Below are 25963 nucleotides of genomic sequence, written 5' to 3' on the forward strand. Positions count from 1 at the left end.
ACCGCCGGCGGCATCCGGGCCCCGCGGCGCGGCCTGCTGGCGGTCGTCGCGGTGGTCCTGCTCGTGCTGGGTGTCGGCACGGGCGTCTGGTACATCAACTCGGGCCAGTTCACGAAGGTGCCCGCGCTCCTGACGAAGACGCAGGCGCAGGCGGAGCAGCGGCTGGAGGACGCGGGGCTGCAGGCGGGCACGACCCGCTTCGCGTACAGCAGCACGTACGACCGCGGCACGGTCATGGCCACCGACCCCGAGCCGGGCGCCCGGATCCGGGACGACGGCACGGTGACGCTGACCGTCTCCAAGGGCCCGAAGACCGTGAAGGTGCCCGACCTGAAGGGCACGCCGCTCGCCACCGCGCGCAGCGACCTGAAGGGGCGCGGCCTGGCGGCCGGGATGGTCACGAAGGCGTTCAGCGAGGAGATCGCCAAGGGGGCCGTCATCAGCACCGACCCCGAGGCGGGCACGACCCGTGACGCGGGCACCGCGGTGGCGCTCGTGGTGTCCCGGGGCGCGCCGATCGACGTCCCGGACGTCACGGGCGAGTCCCAGCAGGACGCGGTCGCGGAGCTGGAGGAGGCCGGACTGCGGGCGGAGATCGCGCCGCAGCGCGTCCAGTCCGACGAGGACAAGGGCGATGTGGCCGCGCAGTCACCGCACGACGGGGAGCTGGCCGAGGGCGACAAGGTGAAGCTGACGATCTCCAAGGGCCCGCCCATGGTCGAGGTCCCGGACGTCACGGGCCTGAAGGTCGACGAGGCGCACGACAAGCTGGAGTCGGCGGGCTTCGAGGTCAAGGACGACCGCGGCATCCTGGGCCTGTTCGGTGACACGGTGAAGAGCCAGTCGGTCGAGGGCGGCGACGACGCCCCGAAGGGCTCGGAGATCACGATCACCATCCGCTGAACCGCGCTGTCGGGCACCGCACGGGCGCGTGACACCCTTGGCCCGGTGAAGAGCAGCAGCACCGTGCCGAACACGCGCGGCCCGAGCAGTGTCCGCGACGCGACCGCACCGGGCGTCACCCTCCGCAATCCGGTCGGCGGCCATGTGCCGGTGGCCGGAGGGCTGGCCTCGACAGGCCTGGCCTACGCGCGCGAGCTGGCCGCCGAGACGGTCCAGGTCTTCGTCGCCAACCCGCGCGGCTGGGCCACACCGGCGGGGAACCCGAAGCAGGACGAGGCGTTCCGCGCGCAGTGCGCCGAGGACGGCGTCCCCGCGTACGTCCACGCGCCGTACCTGATCAACTTCGGCTCGCACACCGAGGCGACCGTGGACCGGTCCGTGGACTCGCTGCGGCACTCGCTGCGCCGGGCCCGGGCGATCGGCGCGCTCGGCGTCGTCGTGCACACCGGCTCGGCGACCGGCGGCCGGCCGCGCGAGACGGCGCTGGCGCAGGTGCGTGAGCGGATGCTGCCGCTGCTGGACGAGCTGACCCACGACGACGACCCGTTCCTGCTGCTCGAGTCGACGGCGGGCCAGGGCTTCTCGCTGTGCTCGCGCACCTGGGACTTCGGCCCGTACTTCGACGCCCTGGACCGCCATCCCAAGCTGGGCGTCTGTCTCGACACCTGCCACATCTTCGCCGCGGGCCACGACCTGACGGGCGCGCACGGCATGCGGCAGACCCTGGACCTCCTGGTGGAGACGGTCGGCGAGGGCCGTCTGAAGCTGATCCACGCCAACGACTCCAAGGACGTCGTGGGCGCCCACAAGGACCGGCACGAGAACATCGGCTCGGGTCACATCGGTGCCGAGCCGTTCCGTGCGCTCATGGCTCATCCGGCGACGGCGGGCGTGCCGCTGATCATCGAGACGCCGGGCGGCAAGGAGGGGCACGCGGCGGACGTGGCCCGCCTCAAGAAGCTCCGCGGCTAGGGCGGTCACACAGAAGAGAAGCGCGCCGGAGAACGGAAGAACAGGAGACGGGAATACCCCCAGGGGGTATATGGTTCACACTGTCGGCAGGAACCGCTCCGGACACTGGGGGAACCATGCAGCACGGGACGCACGCCGGCCACGACCACAGCGCGCACGGGCACGAGCACCACGGGCCGGGCCACGGCGGCACGGGGCGGGTCAGCTGGGCCACGGCCGCGCAGGCGACGCTGCACTGCCTCATCGGCTGCGCCATCGGCGAGGTGCTCGGCATGGTCGTCGGCACCGCACTCGGCTGGGGCAACCTGCCGACGATGGTCCTCGCGATCGCGCTCGCGTTCCTCTTCGGCTACTCGCTCACCCTGCGCGGTGTACTCAAGGCGGGCCTGGACCTCAAGGCAGCCTTCCGGGTCGCGCTCGCCGCGGACACCCTGTCGATCGCGGTCATGGAACTGATCGACAACGGCGTGATCGCCCTGTGGCCGGACGCCATGGACGCGCACCTGTCGGACGGCCTGTTCTGGGGCGCGCTGGCCGCGTCCCTCGCGCTCGCCTTCGCCGTCACGACGCCGGTGAACCGCTGGATGATCGGCCGCGGCAAGGGGCACGCGGTGGTGCACCAGTACCACCACTGACCACGCGCGGCAGCAGGACCGGTCAGGCCCCGGCCAGGACAGGCCAGAGGTGGTCAGGCTAGAGCTCGGGGCCTTCCCCGGGCTCTTCCTGGTAGGAGTAGCGCTGCTCGCGCCACGGATCACCCACGTTGTGGTACCCGCGCTCCTCCCAGAAGCCGCGCCGGTCCGCGGTCATGTACTCGACGCCGCGCACCCACTTCGGCCCTTTCCAGGCGTACAGGTGCGGGACGACGAGGCGCAGCGGGAAGCCGTGCTCGGCGGTGAGCAGCTCGCCACCCTTGTGCGTGGCGAAGATGGTGCGCTCGTCCGCGAAGTCGGCCAGCCGCAGGTTCGAGCTGAAGCCGTACTCGGCCCAGACCATGACATGGGTGACGCCGGGGGCGGGCGGGGCGAGGTCGAGGATCGTGGAGGCGCGCACACCGCCCCATTCGGCGCCGAGCATGCTGAACTTCGTCACGCAGTGCAGGTCGCCCACGACCGTCGCGTACGGCAGAGCGGAGAACTCCTCGTGGTTCCAGCAGTGCTTGTCGCCGTCGGCCGTCGATCCGAAGACCCTGAACTCCCAGCGCTCGGGCCGGAACTTGGGCACGGGCCCGTAGTGCGTGACGGGCCAGCCGCGCTGGAGGCGCTGCCCCGGCGGAAGCTCCGGTTGCACTGCTCCCCCAGACTCGCGACCCACCGGATGACCCATGCCTCCATCCTGACAGACCCCGGGCAGTGGCCATGACCACACGGCGCCCGACGACCGCAGTCGATCATGGATCCGGGCAACTCCTACTAAGCGTGCACTTACTGGACGCGTTTCGGCGCCAGTGCAAGGATGCGCGGACCTGCCCAGTCACCGCTTGGAAGGAGCCTCTGCGATGCAGGGCGACCCCGAGGTCATCGAATTTCTCAACGAGCAGCTGACGGCCGAGCTCACGGCCATCAACCAGTACTTCCTGCACGCCAAGATGCAGGAGAACTTCGGCTGGACGAAGCTCGCGAAGTACACGCGCTCCGAGTCGATCGACGAGATGAAGCACGCGGAGGTGCTCACCGACCGGATCCTGTTCCTGGACGGGCTGCCCAACTACCAGCGGCTCTTCCACGTCCGGGTCGGGCAGTCGGTCACGGAGATGTTCCAGGCGGACCGGCAGATCGAGGTCGAGGCCATCGACCGGCTGAAGCGGGGCATCGAGGTGATGCGCGCGAAGGGCGACATCACGTCCGCGAACATCTTCGAGTCGATCCTCGAGGACGAGGAGCACCACATCGACTACCTGGACACGCAGCTGGAGCTGGTGGAGAAGCTCGGCGAGCCGCTCTATCTCGCCCAGGTCATCGAGCAGCCGGAGAGCTGACCACAGCCGGGAAGCCGACCCAGACCGACTCAGGCCGCCTCAGGCCGCCTCGGGCAGCTCGGCCTGCGGGGCGAGCGCGACCGCGCTGCCTCCCTGGTCGACGAGCTCGCGGCGGGGGCACGCGCCCCGGCCGAGCAGCGCCTGGATGCGCCGCACGCACGAGCCGCAGTCGGTGCCGGCCTTGCAGGCCGACGCGATCTGGCGGGGGGTGCAGGCGCCGTCCTCCGCGTGCCGCTTGACCTGCGCCTCGGTGACTCCGAAACAGTTGCAGACGTACACGCGGGTTCACCTCCCGGTCGGGACTCGTCGATGGCGCCGTCCCGTGGATCGGTGAGGCTTACCTAACCTTACCCGGAGGGCCGGGAGCGCAAAAGTGCCGTGGGGCGCGGATCGCTGTGATCCGCGCCCCACGGCACATGTGGCGATGCTCCGGGTCCTACTGGTCGCGGTACATCTCCGCCACCAGGAAGGCCAGGTCGAGCGACTGGCTGCGGTTGAGCCGCGGGTCGCAGGCCGTCTCGTAGCGCTGGTGCAGGTCGTCGACGAAGATCTCGTCGCCGCCGCCCACGCACTCGGTGACGTCGTCACCGGTGAGCTCGACGTGGATGCCGCCCGGGTGGGTGCCGAGCTCCTTGTGGACCTCGAAGAAGCCCTTGACCTCGTCGAGCACGTCGTCGAAGCGGCGGGTCTTGTGGCCCGAGGCCGCCTCGTACGTGTTGCCGTGCATCGGGTCGGTGATCCAGGCGACGGTCGCGCCGGAGGCGGTGACCTTCTCGACCAGCTCGGGCAGCTTGTCGCGGACCTTGTCGGCGCCCATGCGGACGATGAAGGTCAGCCGGCCGGGCTCGCGGTCGGGGTCGAGGCGCTCGATGTACTGGAGCGCCTCCTCGGCCGTCGTCGTCGGGCCGAGCTTGATGCCGATCGGGTTGCGGATCTTGGAGGCGAACTCGATGTGCGCGTGGTCGAGCTGACGGGTGCGCTCACCGATCCAGACCATGTGGCCGGACACGTCGTACAGGTTGCCCGTGCGCGAGTCGACGCGGGTCAGGGCCGACTCGTAGTCGAGCAGCAGCGCCTCGTGCGAGGAGTAGAACTCGACGGCCTGGAACTCGGCAGGGTCGGTGCCGCAGGCGCGCATGAAGTTCAGCGCGTTGTCGATCTCGCGCGCCAGCTGCTCGTAGCGCTGGCCCGAGGGGGACGACTTCACGAAGTCCTGGTTCCAGGCGTGCACCTGGCGCAGGTCGGCGTAGCCACCGGTGGTGAAGGCGCGCACCAGGTTGAGCGTCGAGGCGGACGCGTTGTACATCCGCTTCAGGCGCTCGGGGTCCGGGACGCGGGCGGCCTCGGTGAAGTCGAAGCCGTTGACGGAGTCGCCGCGGTAGGTCGGCAGGGTCACGCCGTCGCGGGTCTCGGTCCCCTTGGAGCGCGGCTTGGAGTACTGGCCCGCGATGCGGCCGACCTTCACGACGGGCACGGAGGCCGCGTACGTGAGGACGGCGCTCATCTGCAGGAGCGTCTTGAGCTTCGCCCGGATGTGATCCGCGCTGACGGCGTCGAAGGCCTCGGCGCAGTCGCCGCCCTGGAGCAGGAACGCCTCGCCACGGGCGACGGCTCCCATCCGGGCGCGCAGCTGGTCGCACTCACCGGCGAAGACCAGCGGCGGATACGTCTCGAGCTCGGCGATCACATCGCGCAGAGCCTCGGCATCCGGGTACTCGGGCTGCTGCGCCGCGGGCAGGTCTCGCCAGGTGTTGCCAGCGCTTGCGCTGGTCTTAGCGTTCACGGTCACCTCGACAACATTACGGGGTCGCGCCGACCGTCCATTCCGCCGCTCATCTTTTGAGACGGCCGGTTCACACGAGAGCGGGCGGGCGGCGCCCCGGACGGCCCGGAGTTCGGGTACGGTGACGTCCATGTTCGCGCAGCTTCTGCACCGCACCTGGTGGTGGACCGCACATCCGGCGGCCCACTGACTGCGCGTACCCGAGTCCGCGAAGGCCGCCCGAGGGGCGGCCTTCCGTGTTTTCGAGTGTTGCGGCACCGGCACCGGCTGTTCCTCCCGAACCCCCGCTCTCCTGAAGCGCTCCGGAAGGACAGCCCATGAGCCAGAACCTCCTGAACCTGCACGACCTGCTCGCCGACGACCGCCCCTTCGCCCTGCTCCGCCGCCGCACCCCCGGCCGTGCCGCCGCGGGAGGTGACGTGGTCGAGGTCCTGATCGGCGGGACCGGCACGTACGAGCGGCTCGCCGACGTCCCCGAGGGCCTCGCGCTCGTCCCGTTCCGGCAGATCAGGGAGCGCGGCTTCGACGTCCGCGACGACGGCACCCCGCTGACCGTGCTGCGCCCCGAGGAGACCTACGAGATCCCGCTCGACGAGGCCCTCGACCAGCTGCCGCGGCACGCCGTGGACGTGCGGGGCGGCGGCTTCGACGTCGACGACGACACGTACGCGGAGATCGTCGGGCGGGTGCTGCGGGACGAGATCGGGCGCGGCGAGGGCGCGAACTTCGTGATCAGGCGGACGTACGAGGGCGAGATCCCCGGGTTCTCGCGGGCCGACGCACTGGCGCTGTTCCGGCGGCTGCTCGACGGCGAGCGGGGCGCGTACTGGACGTTCGTCGTGCACACCGGGGACCGGACGCTGGTCGGGGCGAGCCCCGAGGTGCACGTGCGGATGTCCGGCGGCACGGTCGTGATGAACCCGATCAGCGGTACGTACCGGTACCCGGCGGCCGGGCCGACCGCCGACGACCTGCTGGACTTCCTCGCCGACGGCAAGGAGATCGAGGAGCTGTCGATGGTCGTCGACGAGGAGCTCAAGATGATGTGCACCGTCGGCGACATGGGCGGCGTCGTCGTCGGCCCGCGCCTGAAGGAGATGGCGCACCTCGCCCACACCGAGTACGAGCTGCGCGGGAAGTCGACGCTCGACGTGCGGGAGGTGCTGAAGGAGACCATGTTCGCGGCGACCGTCACCGGTTCGCCCGTGCAGAACGCCTGCCGGGTCATCGAGCGGTACGAGTCCGGCGGGCGCGGCTACTACGCGGGCGCGCTCGCCCTGATCGGGCGGGACGCGGGCGGGGCCCAGACGCTCGACTCGCCCATCCTGATCCGCACGGCCGACATCGACGCGGGCGGGCGGTTGCGGGTGCCGGTCGGCGCGACGCTGGTGCGCGGCTCCGACCCGGCGGGCGAGGTCGCCGAGACGCACGCCAAGGCGGCCGGGGTGCTCGCCGCTCTCGGGGTGCGGCCGGCGCGGCCCCGGGCGGAGGGCACGCGGCCCGCGCTCGCCGACGATCCTCGGGTGCGGGCGGCGCTGGACGGGCGCCGCGCGGCCCTCGCGCCGTTCTGGCTGCGGATGCAGCAGCGCTCGGGCGAGCTGTCCGGGCATGCGCTGGTCGTCGACGGCGAGGACACGTTCACCGCGATGCTCGCCCATGTGCTGCGCTCGTCGGGGCTCGACGTCACGGTGCGGCGCTACGACGAGGCGGGGCTGCGCGAGGCCGTGCGGGCGCACGAGGGGCCCGTCGTGCTCGGACCGGGGCCGGGCGACCCGGCCGACACGGCCGATCCGAAGATGCGCTTCCTGCGCTCGCTCGCCGCCGACGTGCTGCGGGACCACCGGTACGGGGTGCTCGGCGTCTGCCTCGGGCACGAGCTGCTCGCGGTGGAGCTCGGCCTGGAGATCGTGCGCAAGGAGGTGCCGTACCAGGGCGCGCAGGTCGACGTGGACCTGTTCGGGCGGACCGAGACGGCCGGGTTCTACAACAGTTTCGTGGCGCGCTGCGACGACGAGGCCGCGCACGAGCTGGCCGCGCACGGGGTGGAGATCGCCCGGGACGCGCGGACCGGCGAGGTGCACGCGCTGCGCGGGCCCGGCTTCGCGGGCGTCCAGTTCCACCCGGAGTCGGTGCTGTCGCTGCGCGGGGCGGGGATCGTCCGGGAGCTGCTCGCTCAGGTGGCGGCGGGCACCAGCACGTTCTCGGAGCGGCGGCCCGCGCGGTAGTCGAGCACGTTCTGCACGGTGGTGTCGATGATCTGGCCGACGGCGTCCGCCGTGTAGTACGCCTGGTGGGACGTGACCAGCACGTTGGGGAAGGTGACCAGGCGGGCCAGGGTGTCGTCCTCGACGACGTCGAGCGACTTGTCGAGGAAGAACAGGCCCGCCTCGGCCTCGTACACGTCGAGGCCCACGCCCGTGAAGCGGCCCTCGCGCAGCTCGGCGACGAGGGCCTTGGTGTCGACGAGGCCGCCGCGGCTGGAGTTCACCAGGATCGCGTCGTCCTTCATGGTGCGCAGCGCGGCGGCGCCGACGATGTGCTCGGTGGACGGGAGCAGCGGGACGTGCAGGCTGATGAGGTCGGCCTCGGCGAACAGCCGCTCCTTGTCGACGTACTTCATGCCGAGCTCCAGGCACTCCGGGTTCTCGGCGACGTCCCAGCCGAGCAGGTTCATCCCGAAGCCGTGCGCGATCCTGGTGAACGCGGCGCCGATCTTGCCGGTGCCGAGCACGCCGACGGTGCGGCCGCGCAGGTCGCGGCCCATCAGTCCGTCGAGCCGGAAGTCGAAGTCGCGGGTGCGGTTGCTGGCCCGGACGATGCGGCGGTTGACGGCCATGGCGAGGGTCCAGGCGAACTCGGCGACCGAGTACGGCGAGTAGTACGAGACCCGGGCGACGGTGAGCCCGAGGCGCTCGGCGACCTCCAGGTCGATGTTGTTGAAGCCCGTCGAGCGCTGGGCGATCATCTGCGTGCCGCCGGCCGCGAGGGTCTGCAGGACGCGGTTGTTCAGACTGGCGTTGACGCTGGTGGAGACGATCTCGTAGCCCGAGGCGATGGGCGCGGTGTCCTCGTTGAGGAACACGTCCAGGCAGCGCACCTCGGTGCCGGTCCCGGGGTGCCCCGCGAACGCCTTCTCCATCAGGGGCTTTTCATCCGATTGGACGCCGAATGCGAGGATCTCCATGGCTGGAGTTTAGGGCCGGGTGCCCGCTTCGGCGCGCCGGGCTCAGCCGAAGAAGACACCGACCTCCTCGTACAGGGCCGGGTCGACCGTCTTGAGGCGGGAGGTCGCGTCGGTGATCGGGACACGGACGATGTCGGTGCCGCGCAGGGCGACCATCGTGCCGAAGTCGCCGTCCCGGACCGCGTCGATCGCGTGCAGGCCGAAGCGGGTGGCCAGCCAGCGGTCGAAGGCGGACGGGGTGCCGCCGCGCTGGACGTGGCCGAGGACCGTGGTGCGGGCCTCCTTGCCGGTGCGCTTCTCGATCTGTTTCGCGAGCCACTCGCCGACGCCCGACAGCCGCACGTGGCCGAAGGAGTCGAGCGACTCGTCCTTGAGGACCGCGTCGCCGTCGCGGGGCATCGCGCCCTCGGCGACGACCACGATCGGGGCGTACGAGGCGCGGAAGCGGGACGTGACCCACGTGCAGACCTGTTCCACGTCGAAACGCTGCTCGGGGATGAGGATGACGTTGGCCCCGCCGGCCAGGCCCGAGTGCAGCGCGATCCAGCCCGCGTGCCGGCCCATGACCTCGACGACGAGGACCCGCATGTGGGACTCGGCGGTGGTGTGCAGCCGGTCGATGGCCTCGGTGGCGATGCCGACGGCGGTGTCGAAGCCGAAGGTGTAGTCGGTCGCGGACAGGTCGTTGTCGATGGTCTTCGGGACGCCCACGACCGGGACGCCGTACGTGTCGCAGAGTTCGGCGGCGACGCCGAGGGTGTCCTCGCCGCCGATCGCGACGAGCGCGTCGACCTCCTGCTTGGCAAGGCTGTCCTTGACGCGGCGGATGCCGTCGGGGGCCTTCAGCGGATTGGTGCGGGAGGAGCCGAGGATGGTGCCGCCGCGGGGCAGGATGCCCCGGACGGCCGGGATGTCGAGGCGGACAGTGGCGTTCTCCAGGGGCCCGCGCCAGCCGTCGCGGAAACCGACGAAGTCGTAGCCGTACTCCTGGACCCCCTTGCGGACGATGCCCCGGATGACGGCATTGAGCCCGGGGCAGTCGCCGCCACCGGTGAGTACTCCGACCCTCATCGCGTAACTCCCTTGTCACGGTGGGTGGTTCACACCACTGTCCCGCGCGGGGTCACGCGTCGTCCAGACCCCGCTCGATGGCGTACCGGACGAGCTCGACGCGGTTGTGCAGCTGGAGCTTGCCGAGGGTGTTCTGCACGTGGTTCTGGACCGTGCGGTGGGAGATGACGAGGCGCTCGGCGATCTGCTTGTAGCTCAGGCCCTTGGCGACGAGCCGCAGCACCTCGGTCTCGCGCTCGGTGAGCTGGGGCGCCTTGGGCTCGTCGGCCCCCGCGGCGGGCGCGGGCTCGGAGGCGAGCCGGCGGTACTCGCCGAGGACGAGGCCCGCGAGGCCCGGGGTGAAGACGGGGTCGCCGGCCGCGGTGCGGCGCACGGCGTCGACCAGTTCACCGGTGGAGGCGGACTTGAGGAGGTAGCCGGTCGCGCCGGACTTGACCGCCTCCAGGACGTCGGCGTGCTCGCCGCTCGCGGACAGCACGAGGACCCGCAGCCCGGGGTCGGCACCCACGAGCTCCTTGCAGACCTGGACACCGGGCTTGGCCGGCAGGTTCAGGTCCAGGACGAGGACGTCGGGCCCGGCGGCGCGGGCGCGGCGCACCGCCTGGTCGCCGTCGCCCGCGGTGGCGACGACGTCGAAGCCGGCCCCGGCCAGGTCGCGGGCGACGGCGTCGCGCCACATCGGGTGGTCGTCGACGACCATGACCTTGATCGCGGGCCCGTCGTCCTGCTGCTGTCGCTGCTGTTCACTCATCGCTGCGGTCCTGCCTTCCCCCGTGCCGTCCATGCCGTTCACCTCTGCTTCTGTGCGGTCAGCTCTTCGGTACCGTCAGCTCGACCTCGGTGCCCTGGCCGGGGACGGAGATCAGCTCGGCGGTGCCGCCGATGTCGCGCAGCCGGCCGCGGATCGACTGGGCGACGCCGAGCCGCCCCTCGCCCTCGGCCTGCACCAGCCGGCCCTCGGGGATGCCGGGGCCGTCGTCCCGCACCGTCACCACCACCGCGCCGGGCTCGTCCTCGACGAGGATCCAGGCGTGCGCCTCCTCGCCCGCGTGCCGCCGCACATTGTCCAGGGCCGCGCTCACCGCCGCAGCCAGTTCGCGGGCCGCGCCGGGCGCCATCAGCACCGGGGCGCCCGGCTCCGAGAACGTGACGCGGGCGTTCGCGTGCCCGGCGAGCATCGGCCGCAGGTCGCGCGGGCCCCCGGCGTCCCCGGCGGCGCCTTCCTCGCCCGGGTCCTCGAGCACCCGCACCACCGCGCCCTGGGCCGCGTCCTCCGAGGCATGGGACGCGGTGAGCCCGCCCGCCACCAGGGTGCGCAGCGCGATCTCCTGCTCACCGGCGAGCCGGCCGAGCTCGGCGGCCTCGCCGCCCAGGGCGGAGCCGCGCCGCTGCACCATGGCGAGCACCTGGAGGACGCTGTCGTGGATGTCCCGGGCGAGGCGCTCGCGCTCGCGGGTCGCGGCCTCGATCTCCAGGGCGCGGGCGAGGGTGCGCTCGGAGGCGCGGGCCACCTCGACCACGTAGCCGATCGCTATCGAGGCGATGCAGACCAGCAGCACGTTGTGGATCGTGGAGCGGCTGACGGCGCCGCGCTGGATCACGTTGGCCACGCCGATCAGCAGGGACGCCGAGGCCGCCCAGCGCCAGCCGCCCTTGACCGCCCAGGCCAGGACGGCGCCCGCGGTCCAGATCGACGGGAGCGTCGAGCCGCCGGTGACGGCCCGGTCGTGCCCGGCGACCGGGGAGAGCAGGATGCCGACGACCGCGATCGTCAGGTCGGCGGTCAGGAAGCGCTTGGTGCAGCGCCGGGCGCCGGAGACCTGGGGCAGCGTCGCCAGCGTCCACACGGCGAGGACGACGAAGAAGCCGATCGCGACCCAGGGCCGCTCGTAGACCTCGTACGCGGAGGCGAAGAGCCCGATCGCGTACAGCATGGTCAGGACGCGGTACCCCATGAGGGCGCGCCACAGCGGCTGCTCGACCGACATCCGCACGACGCGCTCGCGCCGGGTCGTGTTCACCGTCTCCCCCACCCCCGCCGGTGCGCCCCTACGAGCCGCTCCGCTCCTTCTTGGCGTCCTTCTCGTCCTTCTTGGCTTCCTTCTCGGCCTTCTCCGCCTCCGCGAGCTGCCGCTTGGCGGCGGTCGCGTACATGTCGACGTACTCCTGGCCGGAGAGCTTCATGATCTCGTACATGACCTCGTCGGTGACCGCGCGCAGCACGAACCGGTCGGCCTCCATGCCCTGGTACCGGCTGAAGTCGAGCGGCTCGCCGATGCGGATGCCGGGGCGCATGAGCTTGGGGACGACCTTGCCCGGGGGCTGGATCTTCTCCGTGTCGATCATGGCGACGGGGATCACGGGCGCGCCGGTGGCGAGCGCCACGCGCGCGAGGCCGCCCGGCTTGCCCCGGTAGAGCCTGCCGTCGGGCGAGCGGGTGCCCTCGGGGTAGATGCCGAACAGCTCGCCGCGCTCCAGGACGTCGATCCCGCTCTTGACGGCGGCCTCACCGGCGCCGCGCGAGCCGGAGCGGTCCACGGGCAGCTGGCCGACGCCCTTGAAGAACGCGGCCGTGAGCTTGCCCTTGACCCCGGGCGTGGTGAAGTACTCGGCCTTCGCGATGAAGGTGACCTTGCGGTCGAGCACGGCCGGCAGGAAGAACGAGTCCGAGAAGGACAGGTGGTTGCTGGCCAGGATCGCGGGGCCCTCGGCGGGGATGTTCTCCAGGCCTTCCACCCACGGCCGGAAGCCGAGCTTCAGCGGCCCCCCGATGGCCACCTTCATTGCGCCGTAGATCAACCCACTGCCTTCCCTCGCACTCGGACCGGGCCCCGGCGGGCCGCCGATCAGTCCGAGAATCAGACCGAGGATCAGACCTTAACCCGCGAGGCCGTCCCGGGCCCCGACGACCCTGGTCGGTGTCGGTCCGGTCGCGTACGGTGAAGTGCACGCGCGCACTCCGGAGTCCTCCCCCGCCCCCCTTTCACGAACAGGAGACCGATGGTGCCGGTCCTCCCTGGAGCCGAGCCGTACCGCCACGAAGGCGGCGAGGTAGGCGTCCTCCTCTGTCACGGCTTCACCGGATCCCCGCAGTCGCTGCGCCCCTGGGCGGAGCGGCTCGCCGAGCACGGCCTGACCGTCTCGCTCCCGCTGCTGCCGGGCCACGGCACCCGGTGGGAGGACCTCGCCATCACGGGCTGGCAGGACTGGTACGCGGAGGTGGACCGGGCCCTCGGCGAGCTGGCCGAGCGCTGTACGCAGGTGTTCGTGTGCGGTCTGTCCATGGGCGGCGCGCTGGCCCTGCGGCTGGCCGCCCGGCACGGGGACGCGGTGGCCGGCCTGGTCCTCGTGAACCCGGGGAACAAGGTGCACGGCGCCGCCGCGCACGCCCTCCCGGTCGTGCGGCACGTCGTCCGCACGATCCCCGGCATCGCCTCGGACATCGCCAAGGAGGGCTCGGTCGAGGTGGGCTACGACCGGGTGCCGCTGCACGCCGCGCACCAGCTGAGGAACTTCTTCCGGATCGTCGACCGCGAGCTGCCGCAGGTCACGCAGCCGCTCATGGTGCTGCACAGCACGCAGGACCACGTGGTGCCGCCCGCCGACTCGGCCCGGGTCCTCGGCCGGGTCTCGTCCCGCGACGTCACCGAGATCCTGCTGGAACAGAGCTACCACGTGGCGACGTTGGACCATGACGCGGACCGGATCGCCGAGGAGAGCCTCGCGTTCATCGACCGGCTCGCGTCCGGTGTCGACGAGAGCTCCGCAGCGGGCGGCGTGGAAGGGACGGCCAGCGGTGGCTGAGCAGGAGCGGCGGGAGCCCGAGAGCCCGGACGGCGGCGAGAGCCGCGAGCCCGAGGCGGGGGCCTCGGAGGCGCGGGCGGCGGACCGGGGCGGCGAGCAGCCGCCGCCGGAGCCGGCCCGCGATCCGCTGCTGCCCACCGACGAGGACGCGGTGTGGGAGCAGATCGTCGCCGGGTACGGGGCGGAGCCGCCGGACCCGCCGGGCGCCAGGCCGTTCAGGTCGATCGAGGACCTGGCCCTCCCGGACCCGGAGCAGAGCGGGCGGGACGAGACGTCCGCCGACGAGCCGGACGACGCCGCGGGCCGGTCCGCCAAGGGGCCGCTGGGCTCCTCGGTGTCCTTCGCCCCGGGCGTCGCGGCGACGCCCGGCCCGCGCGACTACACGGCGCGCGAGGCCTCGGACGACGACCTCGACGAGGACGACGAGGGGCATTTCGTGCCGCCCGAGCCGCCGCCGCTCCCGGAGGCGGACGTGACGTCGCGGTTCGCCTGGCTGGCCGTGGTCGGCGGGCCCGTGCTGCTGCTGGTCTCGGTGCTGCTCGGCTGGGACATGACGTGGTGGCTGGCGACGCTGTGCATCGGCGGCTTCCTGGGCGGCTTCGCCACGCTGGTGGCCCGGATGCAGCCGGGTGACGACGAGGACGACGACCCGGGGCGCGGCGCCGTCGTGTGAGCCGGTGCCGCCGGGGGCGATGAGTCTGCCGGGCGGCGCCGGTCTGCCCTGGTATGACGCAGATCATCGCTGACATCTCGGTCTCGCTCGACAACTTCGTCACCGGCCCCGATCCGGGCCCCGAGAGCGGTCTCGGCACCGGCGGAGAGGGCCTGCACACCTGGGCGTTCTCCGACGACGCGGAGGACCGCCGGGTGCTGAGCGAGACGACCGCCCGCTCCGGCGCCGTGATCATGGGCCGGCGGCTGTTCGACGTGGTCGACGGCCCGGACGGCTGGAACGACGAGGTGGGCTACGGAGCCCGCGAGGCCGGCAGGCCGTCCTTCGTCGTCCTGACCGGCACGCCGCCGCCGTCGGTGCGGCTGACGGACCTGGACTGGACGTTCGTGTCGACGGGCCCGGCGGACGCGGTCGCCTTCGCGCGCGAGCGTGCCGAGGCCGCCTCCGCGGCGTCCGGCCGGGAGCTCGACGTCCTGATCATGGGGGGCGGCGCCACGGTCCGCTCGGCGCTGGACGCCGGGCTGGTCGACGTCCTCTCGCTGCATCTGTCGCCGGTCGTGCTGGGCGGCGGCACCCCGCTGTTCACCGGCGCAGTGCCGCGCGCGCTGGTCCAGCGGAGCGTGCTGGTGACGTCGACGGCGACGCATCTGACCTACGACGTGACCTGAGCGACGACCTGAGCGACGACCTGACCTGCGCTACGACCCGGCCTCACCTGCGGCGCCGGCCGCCGCGGGGACCCGGAGCGCGGCGAGGACGGGCAGATGGTCGGTGGCCGCGCACAGCTCGCCCCGGTCGAGGAAGCCGGGCACGCCGCAGCCGAGCACCTCGATGCCCCCGGTGGTCAGGATGGCGTCGATGCGCTGGTGCGGGTCCTGCGGCGTCGAGGTGTGCTCGCCGCCCCAGGGCCGGGCCGCCCACGCATCGGTCAGGACCTCGGTCAGCCGGCGGAAGGTGCGGCCGCCGGGGCGCTCGTTGAGGTCGCCGCCCGCGACGGCGTGCTCGGTGCCGAGCGCGGCGATCCGGTCGAGGAGCATCCCGCCCTGGGCGTACCGCTCGTCCTTCTGCAGGCTCAGATGGCAGCTGACGACGCCGATCCTGGCACCGCCGAAGCGGACGACGGCGGTGGCGAAGCCGCGCCGGTGGAGTCCGGGGGTGAGCGGCAGGAGCACGTCCTCGGTGCGCTCGACGGTGGCGCGCAGCGAGCAGAGCAGCGCGGGCCCGGCCGCGCTGCCGCCGCCGGAGAGGACGACCAGGTCGGCGGCGCGGGCGAGCCGGGCGAGCTTCTTGCGCCAGCGGAAGAAGCGCGGGGCCTCCTGGACCAGGACGAGGTCGGGGGCGCACGCCTTCATGACGCGGGCGAGGGCCACGGGGTCGTCGCGCATCGAGCGGATGTTGTAGCTGAGGACGCGGATCACGGCGGAACCGTCGGGTTCCGTACGGGAGTTGGGCAGCGGGTCGGTCGGGGCGTCGGTCGGCATGGTGATCAAGATACGCCGGTGCCCGCCGCTCCCCGGGGGAACGACGGGCACCGTCGTGCGGACGACTCGGGTCTCACATGATCGGGTCGGGCTCCCGGGCCAGGTCGGCGGCGCCCACGAGACCCGCCTTGTTCCCCAGCTGGGCGGCGATGACGTCCGCGACCGGCCGCCAGTTCCCCCCGACGAGCCAGCGCTTGTACGACTTGCGGATGGGGTCGAGCACGAGCTCGCCCTCGTCCGAGAGGCCGCCGCCGACGATGAACGCCGACGGGTCGAAGAGCGAGGCCAGGTCGGCGAGACCGGCGCCCGCCCAGCGGGCCAGCTCACGGTACGAGTCGACGGCCACGGCGTCGCCCTGCCGGGCGGCCATGGAGATGTGCTTGCCCTCGATGCCCTCGGGGGTGCCGTCGCCGAGGGAGAGCAGGAACTCCGCGTTCTCCGGGGTCGCGTTGGCCCGCTGCTTCGCGTAGCGCACGAGGGCGCGGCCGGAGGCGTACTGCTCCCAGCAGCCCTGCGAGCCGCAGCCGCACTGCAGACCGTCCGGCACCATGCGGATGTGGCCGAACTCGGCGGCGACGCCGAAGTGGCCGCGGCGCAACTTGTTGCCGATGATGATGCCGCCGCCGAGGCCGGTGCCGAGCGTGATGCAGATGACGTTGCGGTGGCCCTTGCCCGCGCCGAACTTGTACTCGCCCCAGGCGGCCGCGTTCGCGTCGTTCTCCACGACGACCGGGAGGCCGACGCGCTCCTCGACCTTCGCCTTGAGCGGCTCCTGGCGCCAGTCGATGTTCGGCGCGAAGTACACCGTCGAGCGCTGGCGGTTGACGTATCCGGCCGCACCGATGCCCACGCCGACGATCTCGTGCCCGGCCCTGGCACCTTCCACGGCCGAGGCGATGGCGTCGACGATCCCGTCCGGCGTGGAAGGCGTCGGCACCTTGAACGTGGAGAGGATGTTGCCGTCCTCGTCGACCACGCCGGCCGCGATCTTCGTGCCGCCGATGTCGACGCCGATGGTGAGTCCCATGAATCCCTCAGTTCGGTCGAGCCCCGCTACGGCCCACCGTACCTGAGGGCCCGGCCTCGCCCGGGGTCAGTCCAGGTCGATGTGTTCCCCACCGGGGGCTTCGTCCTCGGGGCCGCGGGGCGGGGTGCCCGGCGTCCTCGGCTCCTGGCCGCGCTGGGTCCAGCGGGACTCCTGGCCCTCGACGGCGGACCGGTAGGCGGCGAGCAGCTCGGAGCCGGCGGCGGCGAGGTGGTCGAAGACATCGGAATTGCGCTCTATGACCGGCTCGACGACGGACCTGGCCTGCCGGACGACCTGCTTGACGGCCTGCTCGGCGGTGCCCTGTGCGACGGCGCCGAGGAAGGGCGCCTGGACACCGGAGAGCTTGTCGGCGACGGCGTCGACGAGCTTCTTCAGCTCCTCGGCGGCGGTGCCGGGCTGCGGCCCGTGCTCGGCGCGGCGGCGGGCCTTCTCGGCCGCGAGATCCTCGGCGCAGGCCTTCTCCCAGGCGTCGGCGTCGACGCGGGGGCCGGGCTGCTCGGTGGCGTCGCTCATGACGGCTGACTCCTACGGGGAGCTGAGGCTGTGGTGTCTTCGACGTTACCCGAACGCAGCCGCCGCGTTCACCGGGTCCGGGGCCACAGGTCCGGATCCGGCGCGAACCGCACCCGCAGCTCGCCCTCGACGAGTCCGGCCCCGGCGACCGTGCAGCGGCGGGGCGCGGAGGGCAGCGGCACGATCCGGCGGAACGGTCCGGCGCCGACGACGAGTTCGTCCCCGCGCCGGATCAGGGTGAGCTCCTCGCGCACGGCGCCGGGCAGCGGGATGTGCCAGACCAGGACGCCGTCCTCGGCGATCCGGTCCTCGACGGGCCAGTCGGCGCGCGGCCCGGGCTCGCGCGCGGCGGGCACGTCGGGGAGCGCGTCCTCGGGGTCCCGGCCCAGGTGGGCGATCTCGTGCGCGCTGCGCCACCCGGCGATCACCTTGCGCTGCCGGGCGGCGGCGTCGGCCAGCCAGGGGTCGGTGGAGCCGTCGGGCAGGACGCGGTTGGCGAGGACGGCCTCGACGGGCAGTCCGTGCAGGGCGAGCCCGGTGCGGGTCACCCGGAGCGACTCGGCGGCGGCCGCGGTGGGCTCGGCGACGAGGCGCACGGCGGTGCCGGGGGCGTCGATGACGTCCTGGGCCGCGGCGAGTTCGGCGTCCCAGCGGGCCGCGGTCTCGTAGAGCCAGCCGGCGGGCATCGGGACCCCGGCGAGGCGGCCGAGGACGGGGCGCAGGGCGCGGGCCGCCTGGCGTTCGGCGGGCAGCAGGCGGCGCAGGTAGCGGCGCAGCTGTGCGGGCAGGGCGAGCGTGGCGACGGCCGCCGGACCGGCCGGGAGGTCGACGACGACGAGGTCGTGGGGTCCGTCGGCGCTGTCGCGCAGGGCGCGCAGCAGGGCGAGCTCGGTGCTCCCGGGCAGCGGCGTCAGCTCGTCCGCGTCGAGGCGGGCGGCGCCGAGCATCTCGAGGACGCCGCCGGCCCGCTCCTGGAGGGCGAGCAGGTCGTCGCGGAAGTCGTCGGCCGGTATCAGCCGCCGCACCTCCGCCCCGGGCAGCGACGGCACGGCGTCCGCGCTGATCAGCAGCGTCCGCAGTCCGTCGTGCACGGCCTGCCGGGCCGTCGCGACGGCGACCGTGGTCCGCCCGGCGCCACCGGGCCCGGCAACAAGGAGAGTCCGCATCCCGCGAGGCTACCGCCCCCACGGGGCCGTGGACCGCGCCGGTCGGGCGCTGCCTACCGGTCGGCCTGGCCTGCCTCGACCCGCTTCTTCAGGCCGGCGAGGGCGCGGTCGATGATGACCTTCTCGGCCTTGCGCTTGATCATCCCGAGCATGGGGATCTTCACGTCGACGGTCAGCGAGTACGTGACCTCGGTGCCGTCGCCCACGGAGCGCAGCGCGTACGACCCGTCGAGGGAGCGGAGCATCTGGGACTTCACGAGCGTCCAGGACACCTCGTCGGCGCCGGTCCACGTGTACCGCAGGGTCTGGTCGTCCTTGATGGCACCGGCGTCCATGACGAGCCGGACCTGCTCGGCGCGGCCGGCGTCGTCGGTCGCCAGGACCTCCGCCTCCTTCACCTCGCCCGTCCAGTCCGGGTAGCGGGCGAAGTCGGCGATCACGTCCATGACGTCGGCCGGTGCCGCCCCGATCGTGATGCTCGAGCTGGTGTGTTCCGCCATCGCCGTGGCTCCTCCGGTAACGGTCAGGGGTTCGGCCGTGCCTACGTGTGTGCGCGTGAAGGCTATCGCGCGCGGGCGGCGGCGCCGTCACCGCTGTGCCGTCACCACTCCAGGGCCCAGGGCCGTCCGCCCCGCGCGAAGTGTCCGACGTTGACGCACTCGGTGGCGCCGATCCGCATCCGGCGGGTGAGCGGCTGGTGGACGTGGCCGAACAGGGAGTACCGCGGCCGGGTCCTGCGGATGGCGTCGAGCAGGGCCCTGCTGCCCCGCTCGAAGCGCCGCGCGACCGTGTCGTAGACCAGCTCGGGGACCTCCGGCGGGATGTGCGTGCACAGCACGTCGACCTCGCCGACGGCCTCGATCTTCGCCGCGTACTCCTCGTCGTCGATCTCGTAGGGCGTGCGCATCGGCGTGCGCAGTCCGCCCCCGACGAAGCCGAAGACGCGGCCGCCGATCTCGGCCCGCTGCCCGTCGAGGACCGTGGTGCCCGGTCCGGCGTACTCGCTCCACAGCTGGGGGATGTCGACGTTGCCGTAGGTCGCGTACGTCGGAGTGGGGAAGGCGGGGAACATCTCGGCGTACTGCTTGCGCACGGCCTGCTCGATGGCGGGCCGCCGGTCGACCCCGGCCCACAGCTCGGCGCCGAAGGCGCGGGCCTCGTCGAAGCGGCGGGCGGTGCGCAGCTCGACGAGGCGGTCGGCGTTCCCCCTGCCGAACAGATCGGGAAAAATGCCGCGTGAATGATCGGCGTAGTCCAGGAAGAGGACCAGGTCACCGAGGCAGACGAGGGCGTCGGCGCCCTCGCCGGCTCGTGCGAGGTCGGTGGAGTTTCCGTGCACATCGCTGACCACATGAACGCGCATGCGATCACCCTAGGACGCCTGCCCGAAGGTGGGTAGAGGCCGCCGGACCTGCGGTTACTTCCGAGTCGGGAAGCGGGTGGACTACTGTGCGCAGAGCACCGCCATGACGTGTGACGCACCGAACATCTGGCCTGGACCCCCTACCGAAGAGGCTGTACTCATGGGTAACGTCCGGGCAGTCCAGTCGTGCTCAGTTCAACCATGATGAGCACCTGCCCGATCTTGGACCGTACCGACGCAGCACACAGAGTCGTGGCGCCGGCGCCCTATGAGGAGCAGCAGTCTTGCGCGAGTTCAGCCTTCCGGCTTTGTACGAGGTCCCTGCCGACGGCAATCTGACCGACATCGTCCGCAGAAACGCCGCGCAGCATCCCGACGTCGCCGTCATCGGCCGCAAGATCGGCGGCACCTGGCAGGACGTCACGTCCGTGCAGTTCCTGGCCGAGGTCCGCGCCGCCGCCAAGGGGCTCATCGCCTCCGGCGTGCAGCCCGGCGACCGGGTCGGCCTCATGTCCCGCACGCGCTACGAGTGGACGCTGCTCGACTTCGCGATCTGGAGCGCGGGCGCGATCACCGTCCCCGTGTACGAGACGAGCTCCGCCGAGCAGATCCAGTGGATCCTGGGCGACTCCGGCGCCGTCGCGATCCTCGTCGAGTCGGACGCGCACGCCGCGGCCGTCGCCTCCGTCCGCGACCGGCTGCCCGAGCTGCGCCACGTCTGGCAGATCGAGGCCGGCGGCGTCGAGGAGCTGAACCGGACCGGCGCCGGCCTGCCCGACTCGGCCGTCGACGAGCGCAGCGCGATCGCCAAGGCCGACGACCCGGCGACCATCGTCTACACCTCCGGCACGACCGGCCGCCCCAAGGGCTGTGTGCTCACCCACCGCAGCTTCTTCGCCGAGTGCGGCAACGTGGTGGAGCGCCTCAAGCCGCTCTTCCGGACCGGCGAGTGCTCGGTCCTCCTCTTCCTGCCCGTCGCGCACGTCTTCGGCCGCCTGGTCGAGGTCGCCTCGCTGATGGCCCCGATCAAGCTGGGCCACGCGCCCGACATCAAGCACCTGACGGACGAACTCGCCGCGTTCCGGCCGACGTTGATCCTCGGTGTGCCGCGCGTCTTCGAGAAGGTCTACAACTCGGCGCGGGCCAAGGCGCAGGCCGACGGCAAGGGCAAGATCTTCGACAAGGCGGCCGACACCGCCATCGAGTACAGCCGCGCGCTCGACACCCCGAAGGGCCCCTCGCTGGCCCTCAAGGTCAAGTACAAGACCTTCGACAAGCTGGTCTACAGCAAGCTGCGCGCGGTGCTCGGCGGCCGCGGCGAGTACGCGATCTCCGGCGGCGCCCCGCTCGGCGAGCGCCTCGGCCACTTCTTCCGCGGCATCGGCTTCACGGTCCTCGAGGGCTACGGCCTGACCGAGTCCTGCGCCGCGACCGCGTTCAACCCGTGGGACCGCCAGAAGATCGGCACGGTCGGCCAGCCGCTGCCCGGCTCGGTCGTCCGGATCGCCGACGACGGCGAGGTGCTGCTGCACGGCGAGCACCTGTTCACGGGCTACTGGAACAACGCGGGCGCCACCGAGGAGTCGCTGGCCGACGGCTGGTTCCACACCGGTGACATCGGCACCCTCGACGAGGACGGCTACCTCCGGATCACCGGCCGCAAGAAGGAGATCATCGTGACGGCGGGCGGCAAGAACGTCGCCCCGGCCGTCATCGAGGACCGCATCCGCGCGCACGCGCTCGTCGCCGAGTGCATGGTCGTCGGCGACGGCCGGCCGTTCGTCGGCGCGCTCGTCACCATCGACGAGGAGTTCCTCGGCAAGTGGGCCGAGGACCACGGGAAGCCGGCCGGCGCGAGTGTGGCGTCCCTGCGCGACGACCCGGATCTGCTGGCCGCGATCCAGAGCGCGGTGGACGACGGGAACGCGGCGGTGTCCAAGGCGGAGTCCGTGCGCAAGTTCCGGGTGCTCGGGGCGCAGTTCACGGAGGACTCGGGGCACCTCACGCCGTCGCTGAAGCTCAAGCGGAACGTTGTGGCGAAGGACTACGCCGAGGAGATCGAGGCGATCTACCGGGGCTGACGCGCCTTCGCGCCGTAGCGGGTACTTGCCGGTCGGCGAGTGCCCGCTTCGTCGTGGTTGCTCGCGCAGTTCCCCGCGCCCCTGAAGGCATGCGGCTTCGCCGCGCCTTCCCCCATCGGAGAGATGCGGCGCGAAGCGCAGGCATCTCAGGGGCGCGGGGAACTGCGCGACCAGCCCCCACCGGGCCCGCAGACGCCGACGTACCGCTACAACAACCCCCGCAGGCGCTCCGCCAGCAAGTCCCAGCGCCACTTCTCCTCGACCCAGGCGCGCCCCCGCTCCCCCATCCGTGCCCGAAGCTCCGGGTCCAAAAGAAGCGGCACGATGCGCTCCGCCGCCGCCTCGGGGGACCCGCCCCGCACGACCCACCCGGTCTCCCCGTCGAGCACCGCGTCCGGCGCCCCGCCGGAGTCCCCGGCGACGACGGGCAGCCCGGTCGCGGACGCCTCCAGGTAGACGATGCCGAGCCCCTCGACGTCCAGCCCCCCGCGCCGCGTCCGGCACGGCATCGCGAAGACGTCCCCGGCCCCGTAGTGCGCGGGCAGCTCCGCCCACGGCACCGCCCCGGTGAACCGCACCGAGTCCGCGACCCCGGTCTCCTGCGTGAGCCGCCGCAGCTCCTTCTCGTAGGGGCCGCCGCCGACGACGAGCAGCACCGCGTCGGGCACCTCGGCGAGGATCCGCGGCATCGCGAGGATCAGCGTGTCCTGCCCCTTGCGCGGCACGAGCCGTGACACGCACACGACGACGGGACGGTCGCTGAGCCCGAGCCGGGCCCGCACCACGTCGCCGCCCGAGCCGGGGTGGAAGGTCTTCTCGTCGACGCCGGGCGGCAGTTGCACCATGCGTCCGGCAGCCGCCGGGGTGAGTGCGGCCGCGATCCGGGAGCGCGTGTACTCGCCCAGGTACGTGATCGTGTCGGTGCCCTCGCCGATGCGGCGCAGCAGTTGGCGGGAGGCGGGCAGCTGGGCCCAGCCCGCCTCGTGGCCGTGCGTCGTGGCCACGAGCCGCTCCGCGCCCGCCCGGCGCAGCGCGGGGGCCATCAGGCCGAGCGGCGCGGCGGCCCCGAACCAGACGCTCGTACAGCCGTGTTCCTTCAGGAGGTCCACGGCGCGCCGGGTGACGCGCGGGGTCGGCAGCAGCATCGTCGTGCGGTCCCGGACGACGGTGAAGGGCTGCTCGGCGTCGAACGCGGCGGTCGCCTCGACGCCCTCCCGGCTCCGCTTCCACGTGGAGGCGTAGACGACGAGCTCCCCGGGGTCCAGACGCAGCGCCATGTTGTGCAGGAAGGCCTGGATGCCGCCGGGGCGGGGCGGGAAGTCGTTGGTCACGATCAGGGTCTTGTGCATCGTCGCAGACAGTACCGAACCGGCGGACGGGAACACGGCACGCCGTGGGGCGCCGTGGCCAGGGCACGGCGGCGCCGGGCATGATGACTCGAATGAAGACGCGACCCCCCGCCTCGCTGCTCGTCGTCTGGGTCCTGACCAGGACCCTTCTCCTGCTGTGCGTCTTCGGGGTCGTGACGGTGCCGGGCCCGGACGTGACGAGCGACGTGTCGGTGATCTACCACGGCTGGTCCGACGTCCTGCGTACCGGAACGTTTCCGCTCGACGACGTGACCTGGCAGTACCCGCCGGCCGCCGCGGTCGCGATCCTCTCCCCCGCGCTGCTGCCGTTCCTCGAGTACGCCTCGGCGTTCTTCCTGCTGGCGTTCCTCGCGGACGCGGCCGTGTTCTTCATGCTTCTGTACGTCGCCGAGCGGCAGGGCAAGGCCAGGCGCGGGGTGTGGGTGTGGGTCGTGGGCCTGCCGCTGCTCGGGCAGACGGTGTACGCGCGCTACGACGTGATGGTCACCGCGGTCGCCGTCGCGGCGCTGCTCGCGGCGGCCCGGCACCCGCGCGCGGCCGGGGTCCTCACGGCGGTCGGCGCGATGCTCAAGGTGTGGCCGGTGCTGCTGCTGATCGGGACCCGGCGCGGCCGGGCCACCCGGGAGGCGTGGGGTGCGGCCGCGCTGACCGCGGCCGGGATCGCGGGGGTGTGCGCGCTGGCGATGCCGGGGGCGTTCGCGTTCCTGACCTTCCAGCGCGACCGGGGCACGGAGGTCGAGTCGCTGGGCGCCCTGGTGTTCCACGTGGCGCGGCGCTTCGGCTGGTCGGGGACCGTGCAGCTGAACTACGGCTCGGTGGAGTTCCTGGGCCCGTACGTGGATCTGGTCAGCGCCCTCGCGCAGGGGCTGACGGTGCTGGGCTTCGGCTGGCTGGTGCTGTGGCGGCTGCGGGCGCGCGCCTGGGGCTCGGCGACGCCGGCCGACGCGGGCCTGGTCGCGGTGCTGCTCTTCACGACGACGAGCCGGGTGATCAGCCCGCAGTACATGGTCTGGCTGGTCGGCGTCGCGGCGGTGTGCCTGCTCTTCCGGGAGAGCCGGATGACGCTGCCGGTGTGGCTGGTGCTCGCGGCGAGCCTCGTGACCTTCCTGGAGTTCCCGGTCTGGTTCGGGCACGTGGTGGCCAGCGACACCCAGGGGCTGCTCCTGATGCTGGTGCGCAACGGCCTGCTGGTGGCCGCCACGCTCAGCGCCTGCCACCGGCTGTGGCGGGCCACGGTGACCGAGCCGCGCCGCGCCGAGCGCACCCCGCTGCCCCGGCAGGCGACGGACGAGCGCTCCGTGCCCGCCTAGGGCGTGAGCAGACACGCCCTAGCCGTCCCCCAGCTGCTCCTGCACGTAGGTCCGCCACCGGGCGGTGAAGTCCTGCTCGCCGATGCCGAGGATGCTCTGCAGGGCGCCCTCGACGGCCCCCGAGCGCTGGGTGTGGCCCCCGACGGCCCGGTAGAAGGCGTTGAGGCGGTCCTCGCCCCAGCGGTCCGCGATCATCCGGCAGGCCAGCCACCCGCTCTCGTAGGCCCGTGCGAGCCGGGCCGGGTCGCTGCTGAAGCCGAAGTCGCCGTCCTCGGGCAGCTGCTGCGGCGCGGTCCCGGCGCGGACGGCCCGCTGCAGCTCGGGGGCGGCCTGCCCGGGGGTGCGTCCGGCCTTGCGGTAGCCGGTCCAGTCCGCGTAGCCCTCGGACAGCCACAGCGGGGTCGCCGCCGTGGTGACCGCGCGGGTCGCCACGTGCGCCGTCTCGTGGGTGAGGACGACCTGCTTGCCGACGGTGCCGAGCACCCCGTACGCCTCCGGGTTGATGATCACGCGGTCCGCGGGCGCCGCCCCCGAGCCGCCCGCCTCGCCGGTCGTGACGGCGGCGATGCCCCGGTAGCCGGAGGCGGGCGAGCCGAGGAGCTCGCCCATGCCGTCGAGCGAGCCGGGCACCAGGACGACGACCTGGCCGGCCCACTCCTTGCCCCAGGAGTCGGTGACGGCGGGCACCGCCCGGTCGGCGAGGCGGCTGTAGCCCCGCAGCACGTTCTCCTGCTGGCCGACGCCGAGCACGAGGCTGTGCTCGCCGCGCACCGCCGTGACCTCGCCCTGCTCCCACAACTGCCGCCCCGAGCGGTCGGCGGGCTCGTCGCCGACCACGCGCCAGCGGCCGTCGGTGCGCTTGAGGGTCAGCGTGCGGCGGGTGACGACGGGCACCTTGTCGTACCCCTCGACCCGGTAGCGCAGCTCGGCGTCGGCGGTGATCCGGGAGCCGCTGCCGGAGAGCCCGTCCAGCCGGTAGGCCCAGGAGGCGAACGGGATCGCGGCGAGGTCGGTGAGCAGGTACGGGTCGGCGCCGCCGGTCGCCCGGTACGCGGCGCCGTCCCCGTCGAGGACGGCGTCGGCGCGCCGGTCGAGCACGCGCTGCACGGCGGCCCGGCGGGCGTCCACGGGCGCCGGGGCCGTGTCGCACCCGGCGAGCCCGAGGAGCAGGGCGCCGAGCGCCACGAAGCACCCCGCCCTGCTCACCGCACGCCGTCGACCAGCCATCGAGCCGATCGTACGGCGTGCCGGCGCGGCCCACCC

General features: G+C 72.7%; 26 protein-coding genes. 10 read left to right on the top strand and 16 right to left on the bottom strand.

Annotation, left to right across the window (positions count from 1 at the left end):
• The 3 genes from GTW43_RS14610 to GTW43_RS14620 all read left to right on the top strand — a co-directional run.
• Positions 1–903 (top strand): Stk1 family PASTA domain-containing Ser/Thr kinase (locus tag GTW43_RS14610; protein WP_161302267.1); only part of this gene is annotated, 903 nt, incomplete at its 5' end.
• A gap of 63 nt (positions 904–966) precedes the next feature.
• Entirely contained in the window at positions 967–1875 is a 909-nt protein-coding gene (locus GTW43_RS14615) for a deoxyribonuclease IV (protein WP_161302313.1), read from the top strand.
• A 116-nt stretch (positions 1876–1991) separates the two neighbouring features.
• Positions 1992–2510: a DUF4396 domain-containing protein gene (locus tag GTW43_RS14620; protein WP_161302269.1), complete on the top strand. Its 519-nt coding sequence runs from the start codon at positions 1992–1994 to the stop codon at positions 2508–2510.
• Between the two features lie 58 nt (positions 2511–2568).
• On the opposite strand, the gene GTW43_RS14625 is transcribed toward GTW43_RS14620, so the two are convergent.
• Complete coding sequence (locus GTW43_RS14625) at positions 2569–3201, bottom strand: sulfite oxidase-like oxidoreductase (protein WP_161302271.1); 633 nt, start codon at positions 3199–3201, stop codon at positions 2569–2571.
• Positions 3202–3373: 172 nt separating this feature from the next.
• Between GTW43_RS14625 and bfr the strand changes: the two genes are divergently transcribed.
• Complete coding sequence (gene bfr, locus GTW43_RS14630; protein ID WP_161302273.1) at positions 3374–3853, top strand: bacterioferritin; 480 nt, start codon at positions 3374–3376, stop codon at positions 3851–3853.
• Positions 3854–3892: 39 nt separating this feature from the next.
• Here the strand turns inward: bfr and GTW43_RS14635 are convergent, their stop codons facing one another.
• Positions 3893–4132 (bottom strand): (2Fe-2S)-binding protein, encoded by a 240-nt coding sequence (locus tag GTW43_RS14635; protein ID WP_161302274.1) that lies wholly within the window; start codon positions 4130–4132, stop codon positions 3893–3895.
• Between the two features lie 157 nt (positions 4133–4289).
• Positions 4290–5642: a 3-deoxy-7-phosphoheptulonate synthase class II gene (locus GTW43_RS14640; protein WP_161302276.1), complete on the bottom strand. Its 1353-nt coding sequence runs from the start codon at positions 5640–5642 to the stop codon at positions 4290–4292.
• 326 nt (positions 5643–5968) lie between these two features.
• Between GTW43_RS14640 and GTW43_RS14645 the strand changes: the two genes are divergently transcribed.
• Positions 5969–7861 carry an anthranilate synthase family protein gene (locus tag GTW43_RS14645; protein ID WP_161302315.1) on the top strand — a complete coding sequence of 631 codons (1893 nt, stop codon included), beginning with the start codon at positions 5969–5971 and terminating at the stop codon, positions 7859–7861.
• Here the strand turns inward: GTW43_RS14645 and GTW43_RS14650 are convergent.
• Genes GTW43_RS14650 through GTW43_RS14670 form a run of 5 tightly spaced genes read right to left on the bottom strand, consistent with a single transcriptional unit; the run spans position 7810 to position 12687 of the window.
• Positions 7810–8820, bottom strand: coding sequence for a 2-hydroxyacid dehydrogenase (locus tag GTW43_RS14650; RefSeq protein ID WP_161302277.1), 1011 nt, complete (start codon positions 8818–8820; stop codon positions 7810–7812). The two genes, GTW43_RS14645 and GTW43_RS14650, sit on opposite strands and share 52 nt — an antisense overlap.
• 42 nt (positions 8821–8862) lie before the next feature.
• Positions 8863–9891 (bottom strand): 6-phosphofructokinase, encoded by a 1029-nt coding sequence (locus GTW43_RS14655; RefSeq protein WP_161302278.1) that lies wholly within the window; start codon positions 9889–9891, stop codon positions 8863–8865.
• A gap of 52 nt (positions 9892–9943) precedes the next feature.
• The gene (locus GTW43_RS14660; protein WP_237536601.1) at positions 9944–10642 is read right to left on the bottom strand and encodes a response regulator transcription factor; all 699 of its coding nucleotides are present in this window, start codon (positions 10640–10642) and stop codon (positions 9944–9946) included.
• A gap of 58 nt (positions 10643–10700) precedes the next feature.
• A complete protein-coding gene (locus tag GTW43_RS14665; RefSeq protein ID WP_343246007.1) occupies positions 10701–11912 on the bottom strand; it encodes a DUF5931 domain-containing protein in 1212 nt (403 codons plus the stop codon).
• Positions 11913–11940: 28 nt separating this feature from the next.
• Positions 11941–12687 (bottom strand): lysophospholipid acyltransferase family protein, encoded by a 747-nt coding sequence (locus tag GTW43_RS14670; RefSeq protein WP_161302321.1) that lies wholly within the window; start codon positions 12685–12687, stop codon positions 11941–11943.
• A gap of 207 nt (positions 12688–12894) precedes the next feature.
• On the opposite strand from GTW43_RS14670, the gene GTW43_RS14675 reads away from it, so the two are divergent.
• From GTW43_RS14675 to GTW43_RS14685, 3 genes are all read left to right on the top strand, one after another.
• Entirely contained in the window at positions 12895–13695 is an 801-nt protein-coding gene (locus tag GTW43_RS14675) for an alpha/beta fold hydrolase (protein WP_161302323.1), read from the top strand.
• A gap of 127 nt (positions 13696–13822) precedes the next feature.
• Positions 13823–14368 carry a hypothetical protein gene (locus GTW43_RS14680; RefSeq protein ID WP_237536603.1) on the top strand — a complete coding sequence of 182 codons (546 nt, stop codon included), beginning with the start codon at positions 13823–13825 and terminating at the stop codon, positions 14366–14368.
• Between the two features lie 53 nt (positions 14369–14421).
• Positions 14422–15036 carry a dihydrofolate reductase family protein gene (locus tag GTW43_RS14685; RefSeq protein ID WP_161302282.1) on the top strand — a complete coding sequence of 205 codons (615 nt, stop codon included), beginning with the start codon at positions 14422–14424 and terminating at the stop codon, positions 15034–15036.
• Between the two features lie 30 nt (positions 15037–15066).
• On the opposite strand, the gene GTW43_RS14690 is transcribed toward GTW43_RS14685, so the two are convergent.
• The 6 genes from GTW43_RS14690 to GTW43_RS14715 all read right to left on the bottom strand — a co-directional run bounded on the left by GTW43_RS14690 (position 15067) and on the right by GTW43_RS14715 (position 19939).
• Positions 15067–15849, bottom strand: coding sequence for an endonuclease/exonuclease/phosphatase family protein (locus tag GTW43_RS14690; RefSeq protein WP_161302284.1), 783 nt, complete (start codon positions 15847–15849; stop codon positions 15067–15069).
• A gap of 73 nt (positions 15850–15922) precedes the next feature.
• Entirely contained in the window at positions 15923–16876 is a 954-nt protein-coding gene (locus GTW43_RS14695; protein WP_161302286.1) for an ROK family glucokinase, read from the bottom strand.
• A gap of 66 nt (positions 16877–16942) precedes the next feature.
• Complete coding sequence (locus GTW43_RS14700; RefSeq protein WP_161302287.1) at positions 16943–17410, bottom strand: DUF5304 domain-containing protein; 468 nt, start codon at positions 17408–17410, stop codon at positions 16943–16945.
• A 68-nt stretch (positions 17411–17478) separates the two neighbouring features.
• On the bottom strand, positions 17479–18576 hold the full coding sequence (locus GTW43_RS14705) for an ArsA family ATPase (RefSeq protein ID WP_161302289.1): 1098 nt from the start codon (positions 18574–18576) through the stop codon (positions 17479–17481).
• Positions 18577–18629: 53 nt separating this feature from the next.
• Complete coding sequence (locus GTW43_RS14710; RefSeq protein WP_161302291.1) at positions 18630–19076, bottom strand: SRPBCC family protein; 447 nt, start codon at positions 19074–19076, stop codon at positions 18630–18632.
• Positions 19077–19177: 101 nt separating this feature from the next.
• A complete protein-coding gene (locus tag GTW43_RS14715; RefSeq protein WP_161302292.1) occupies positions 19178–19939 on the bottom strand; it encodes a metallophosphoesterase in 762 nt (253 codons plus the stop codon).
• A gap of 284 nt (positions 19940–20223) precedes the next feature.
• Here GTW43_RS14715 and GTW43_RS14720 point away from each other — a divergent pair, with 284 nt between their 5' ends.
• Positions 20224–22020 (top strand): AMP-dependent synthetase/ligase, encoded by a 1797-nt coding sequence (locus GTW43_RS14720; RefSeq protein WP_161302294.1) that lies wholly within the window; start codon positions 20224–20226, stop codon positions 22018–22020.
• Between the two features lie 206 nt (positions 22021–22226).
• On the opposite strand, the gene GTW43_RS14725 is transcribed toward GTW43_RS14720, so the two are convergent.
• Positions 22227–23369: a glycosyltransferase family 4 protein gene (locus GTW43_RS14725; RefSeq protein WP_161302295.1), complete on the bottom strand. Its 1143-nt coding sequence runs from the start codon at positions 23367–23369 to the stop codon at positions 22227–22229.
• 92 nt (positions 23370–23461) lie between these two features.
• Here GTW43_RS14725 and GTW43_RS14730 point away from each other — a divergent pair, with 92 nt between their 5' ends.
• Complete coding sequence (locus GTW43_RS14730; protein WP_161302297.1) at positions 23462–24700, top strand: glycosyltransferase family 87 protein; 1239 nt, start codon at positions 23462–23464, stop codon at positions 24698–24700.
• An 18-nt stretch (positions 24701–24718) separates the two neighbouring features.
• Here the strand turns inward: GTW43_RS14730 and GTW43_RS14735 are convergent, their stop codons facing one another.
• Positions 24719–25927 carry a hypothetical protein gene (locus GTW43_RS14735; protein WP_202501442.1) on the bottom strand — a complete coding sequence of 403 codons (1209 nt, stop codon included), beginning with the start codon at positions 25925–25927 and terminating at the stop codon, positions 24719–24721.
• Between the last annotated feature and the right edge of the window lie 36 nt (positions 25928–25963).

It is taken from the genome of Streptomyces sp. SID5785 (genome assembly GCF_009870065.1).
GTDB lineage: Bacteria > Actinomycetota > Actinomycetes > Streptomycetales > Streptomycetaceae > Streptomyces.

Coding starts and splice junctions, on each gene's coding strand:
- GTW43_RS14705 (WP_161302289.1), bottom strand. CDS start 18,576: ATGCGGACTCTCCTTGTTGCCGGGCCCGGTGGCGCCGGGCGGACCACG.
- GTW43_RS14715 (WP_161302292.1), bottom strand. CDS start 19,939: ATGCGCGTTCATGTGGTCAGCGATGTGCACGGAAACTCCACCGACCTC.
- GTW43_RS14625 (WP_161302271.1), bottom strand. CDS start 3,201: ATGGGTCATCCGGTGGGTCGCGAGTCTGGGGGAGCAGTGCAACCGGAG.
- GTW43_RS14700 (WP_161302287.1), bottom strand. CDS start 17,410: ATGAGCGACGCCACCGAGCAGCCCGGCCCCCGCGTCGACGCCGACGCC.
- GTW43_RS14620 (WP_161302269.1), top strand. CDS start 1,992: ATGCAGCACGGGACGCACGCCGGCCACGACCACAGCGCGCACGGGCAC.
- GTW43_RS14690 (WP_161302284.1), bottom strand. CDS start 15,849: ATGCCGACCGACGCCCCGACCGACCCGCTGCCCAACTCCCGTACGGAA.
- bfr (WP_161302273.1), top strand. CDS start 3,374: ATGCAGGGCGACCCCGAGGTCATCGAATTTCTCAACGAGCAGCTGACG.
- GTW43_RS14655 (WP_161302278.1), bottom strand. CDS start 9,891: ATGAGGGTCGGAGTACTCACCGGTGGCGGCGACTGCCCCGGGCTCAAT.
- GTW43_RS14660 (WP_237536601.1), bottom strand. CDS start 10,642: ATGAGTGAACAGCAGCGACAGCAGCAGGACGACGGGCCCGCGATCAAG.
- GTW43_RS14695 (WP_161302286.1), bottom strand. CDS start 16,876: ATGGGACTCACCATCGGCGTCGACATCGGCGGCACGAAGATCGCGGCC.
- GTW43_RS14725 (WP_161302295.1), bottom strand. CDS start 23,369: ATGCACAAGACCCTGATCGTGACCAACGACTTCCCGCCCCGCCCCGGC.
- GTW43_RS14710 (WP_161302291.1), bottom strand. CDS start 19,076: ATGGCGGAACACACCAGCTCGAGCATCACGATCGGGGCGGCACCGGCC.
- GTW43_RS14685 (WP_161302282.1), top strand. CDS start 14,422: ATGACGCAGATCATCGCTGACATCTCGGTCTCGCTCGACAACTTCGTC.
- GTW43_RS14735 (WP_202501442.1), bottom strand. CDS start 25,927: ATGGCTGGTCGACGGCGTGCGGTGAGCAGGGCGGGGTGCTTCGTGGCG.
- GTW43_RS14650 (WP_161302277.1), bottom strand. CDS start 8,820: ATGGAGATCCTCGCATTCGGCGTCCAATCGGATGAAAAGCCCCTGATG.
- GTW43_RS14730 (WP_161302297.1), top strand. CDS start 23,462: ATGAAGACGCGACCCCCCGCCTCGCTGCTCGTCGTCTGGGTCCTGACC.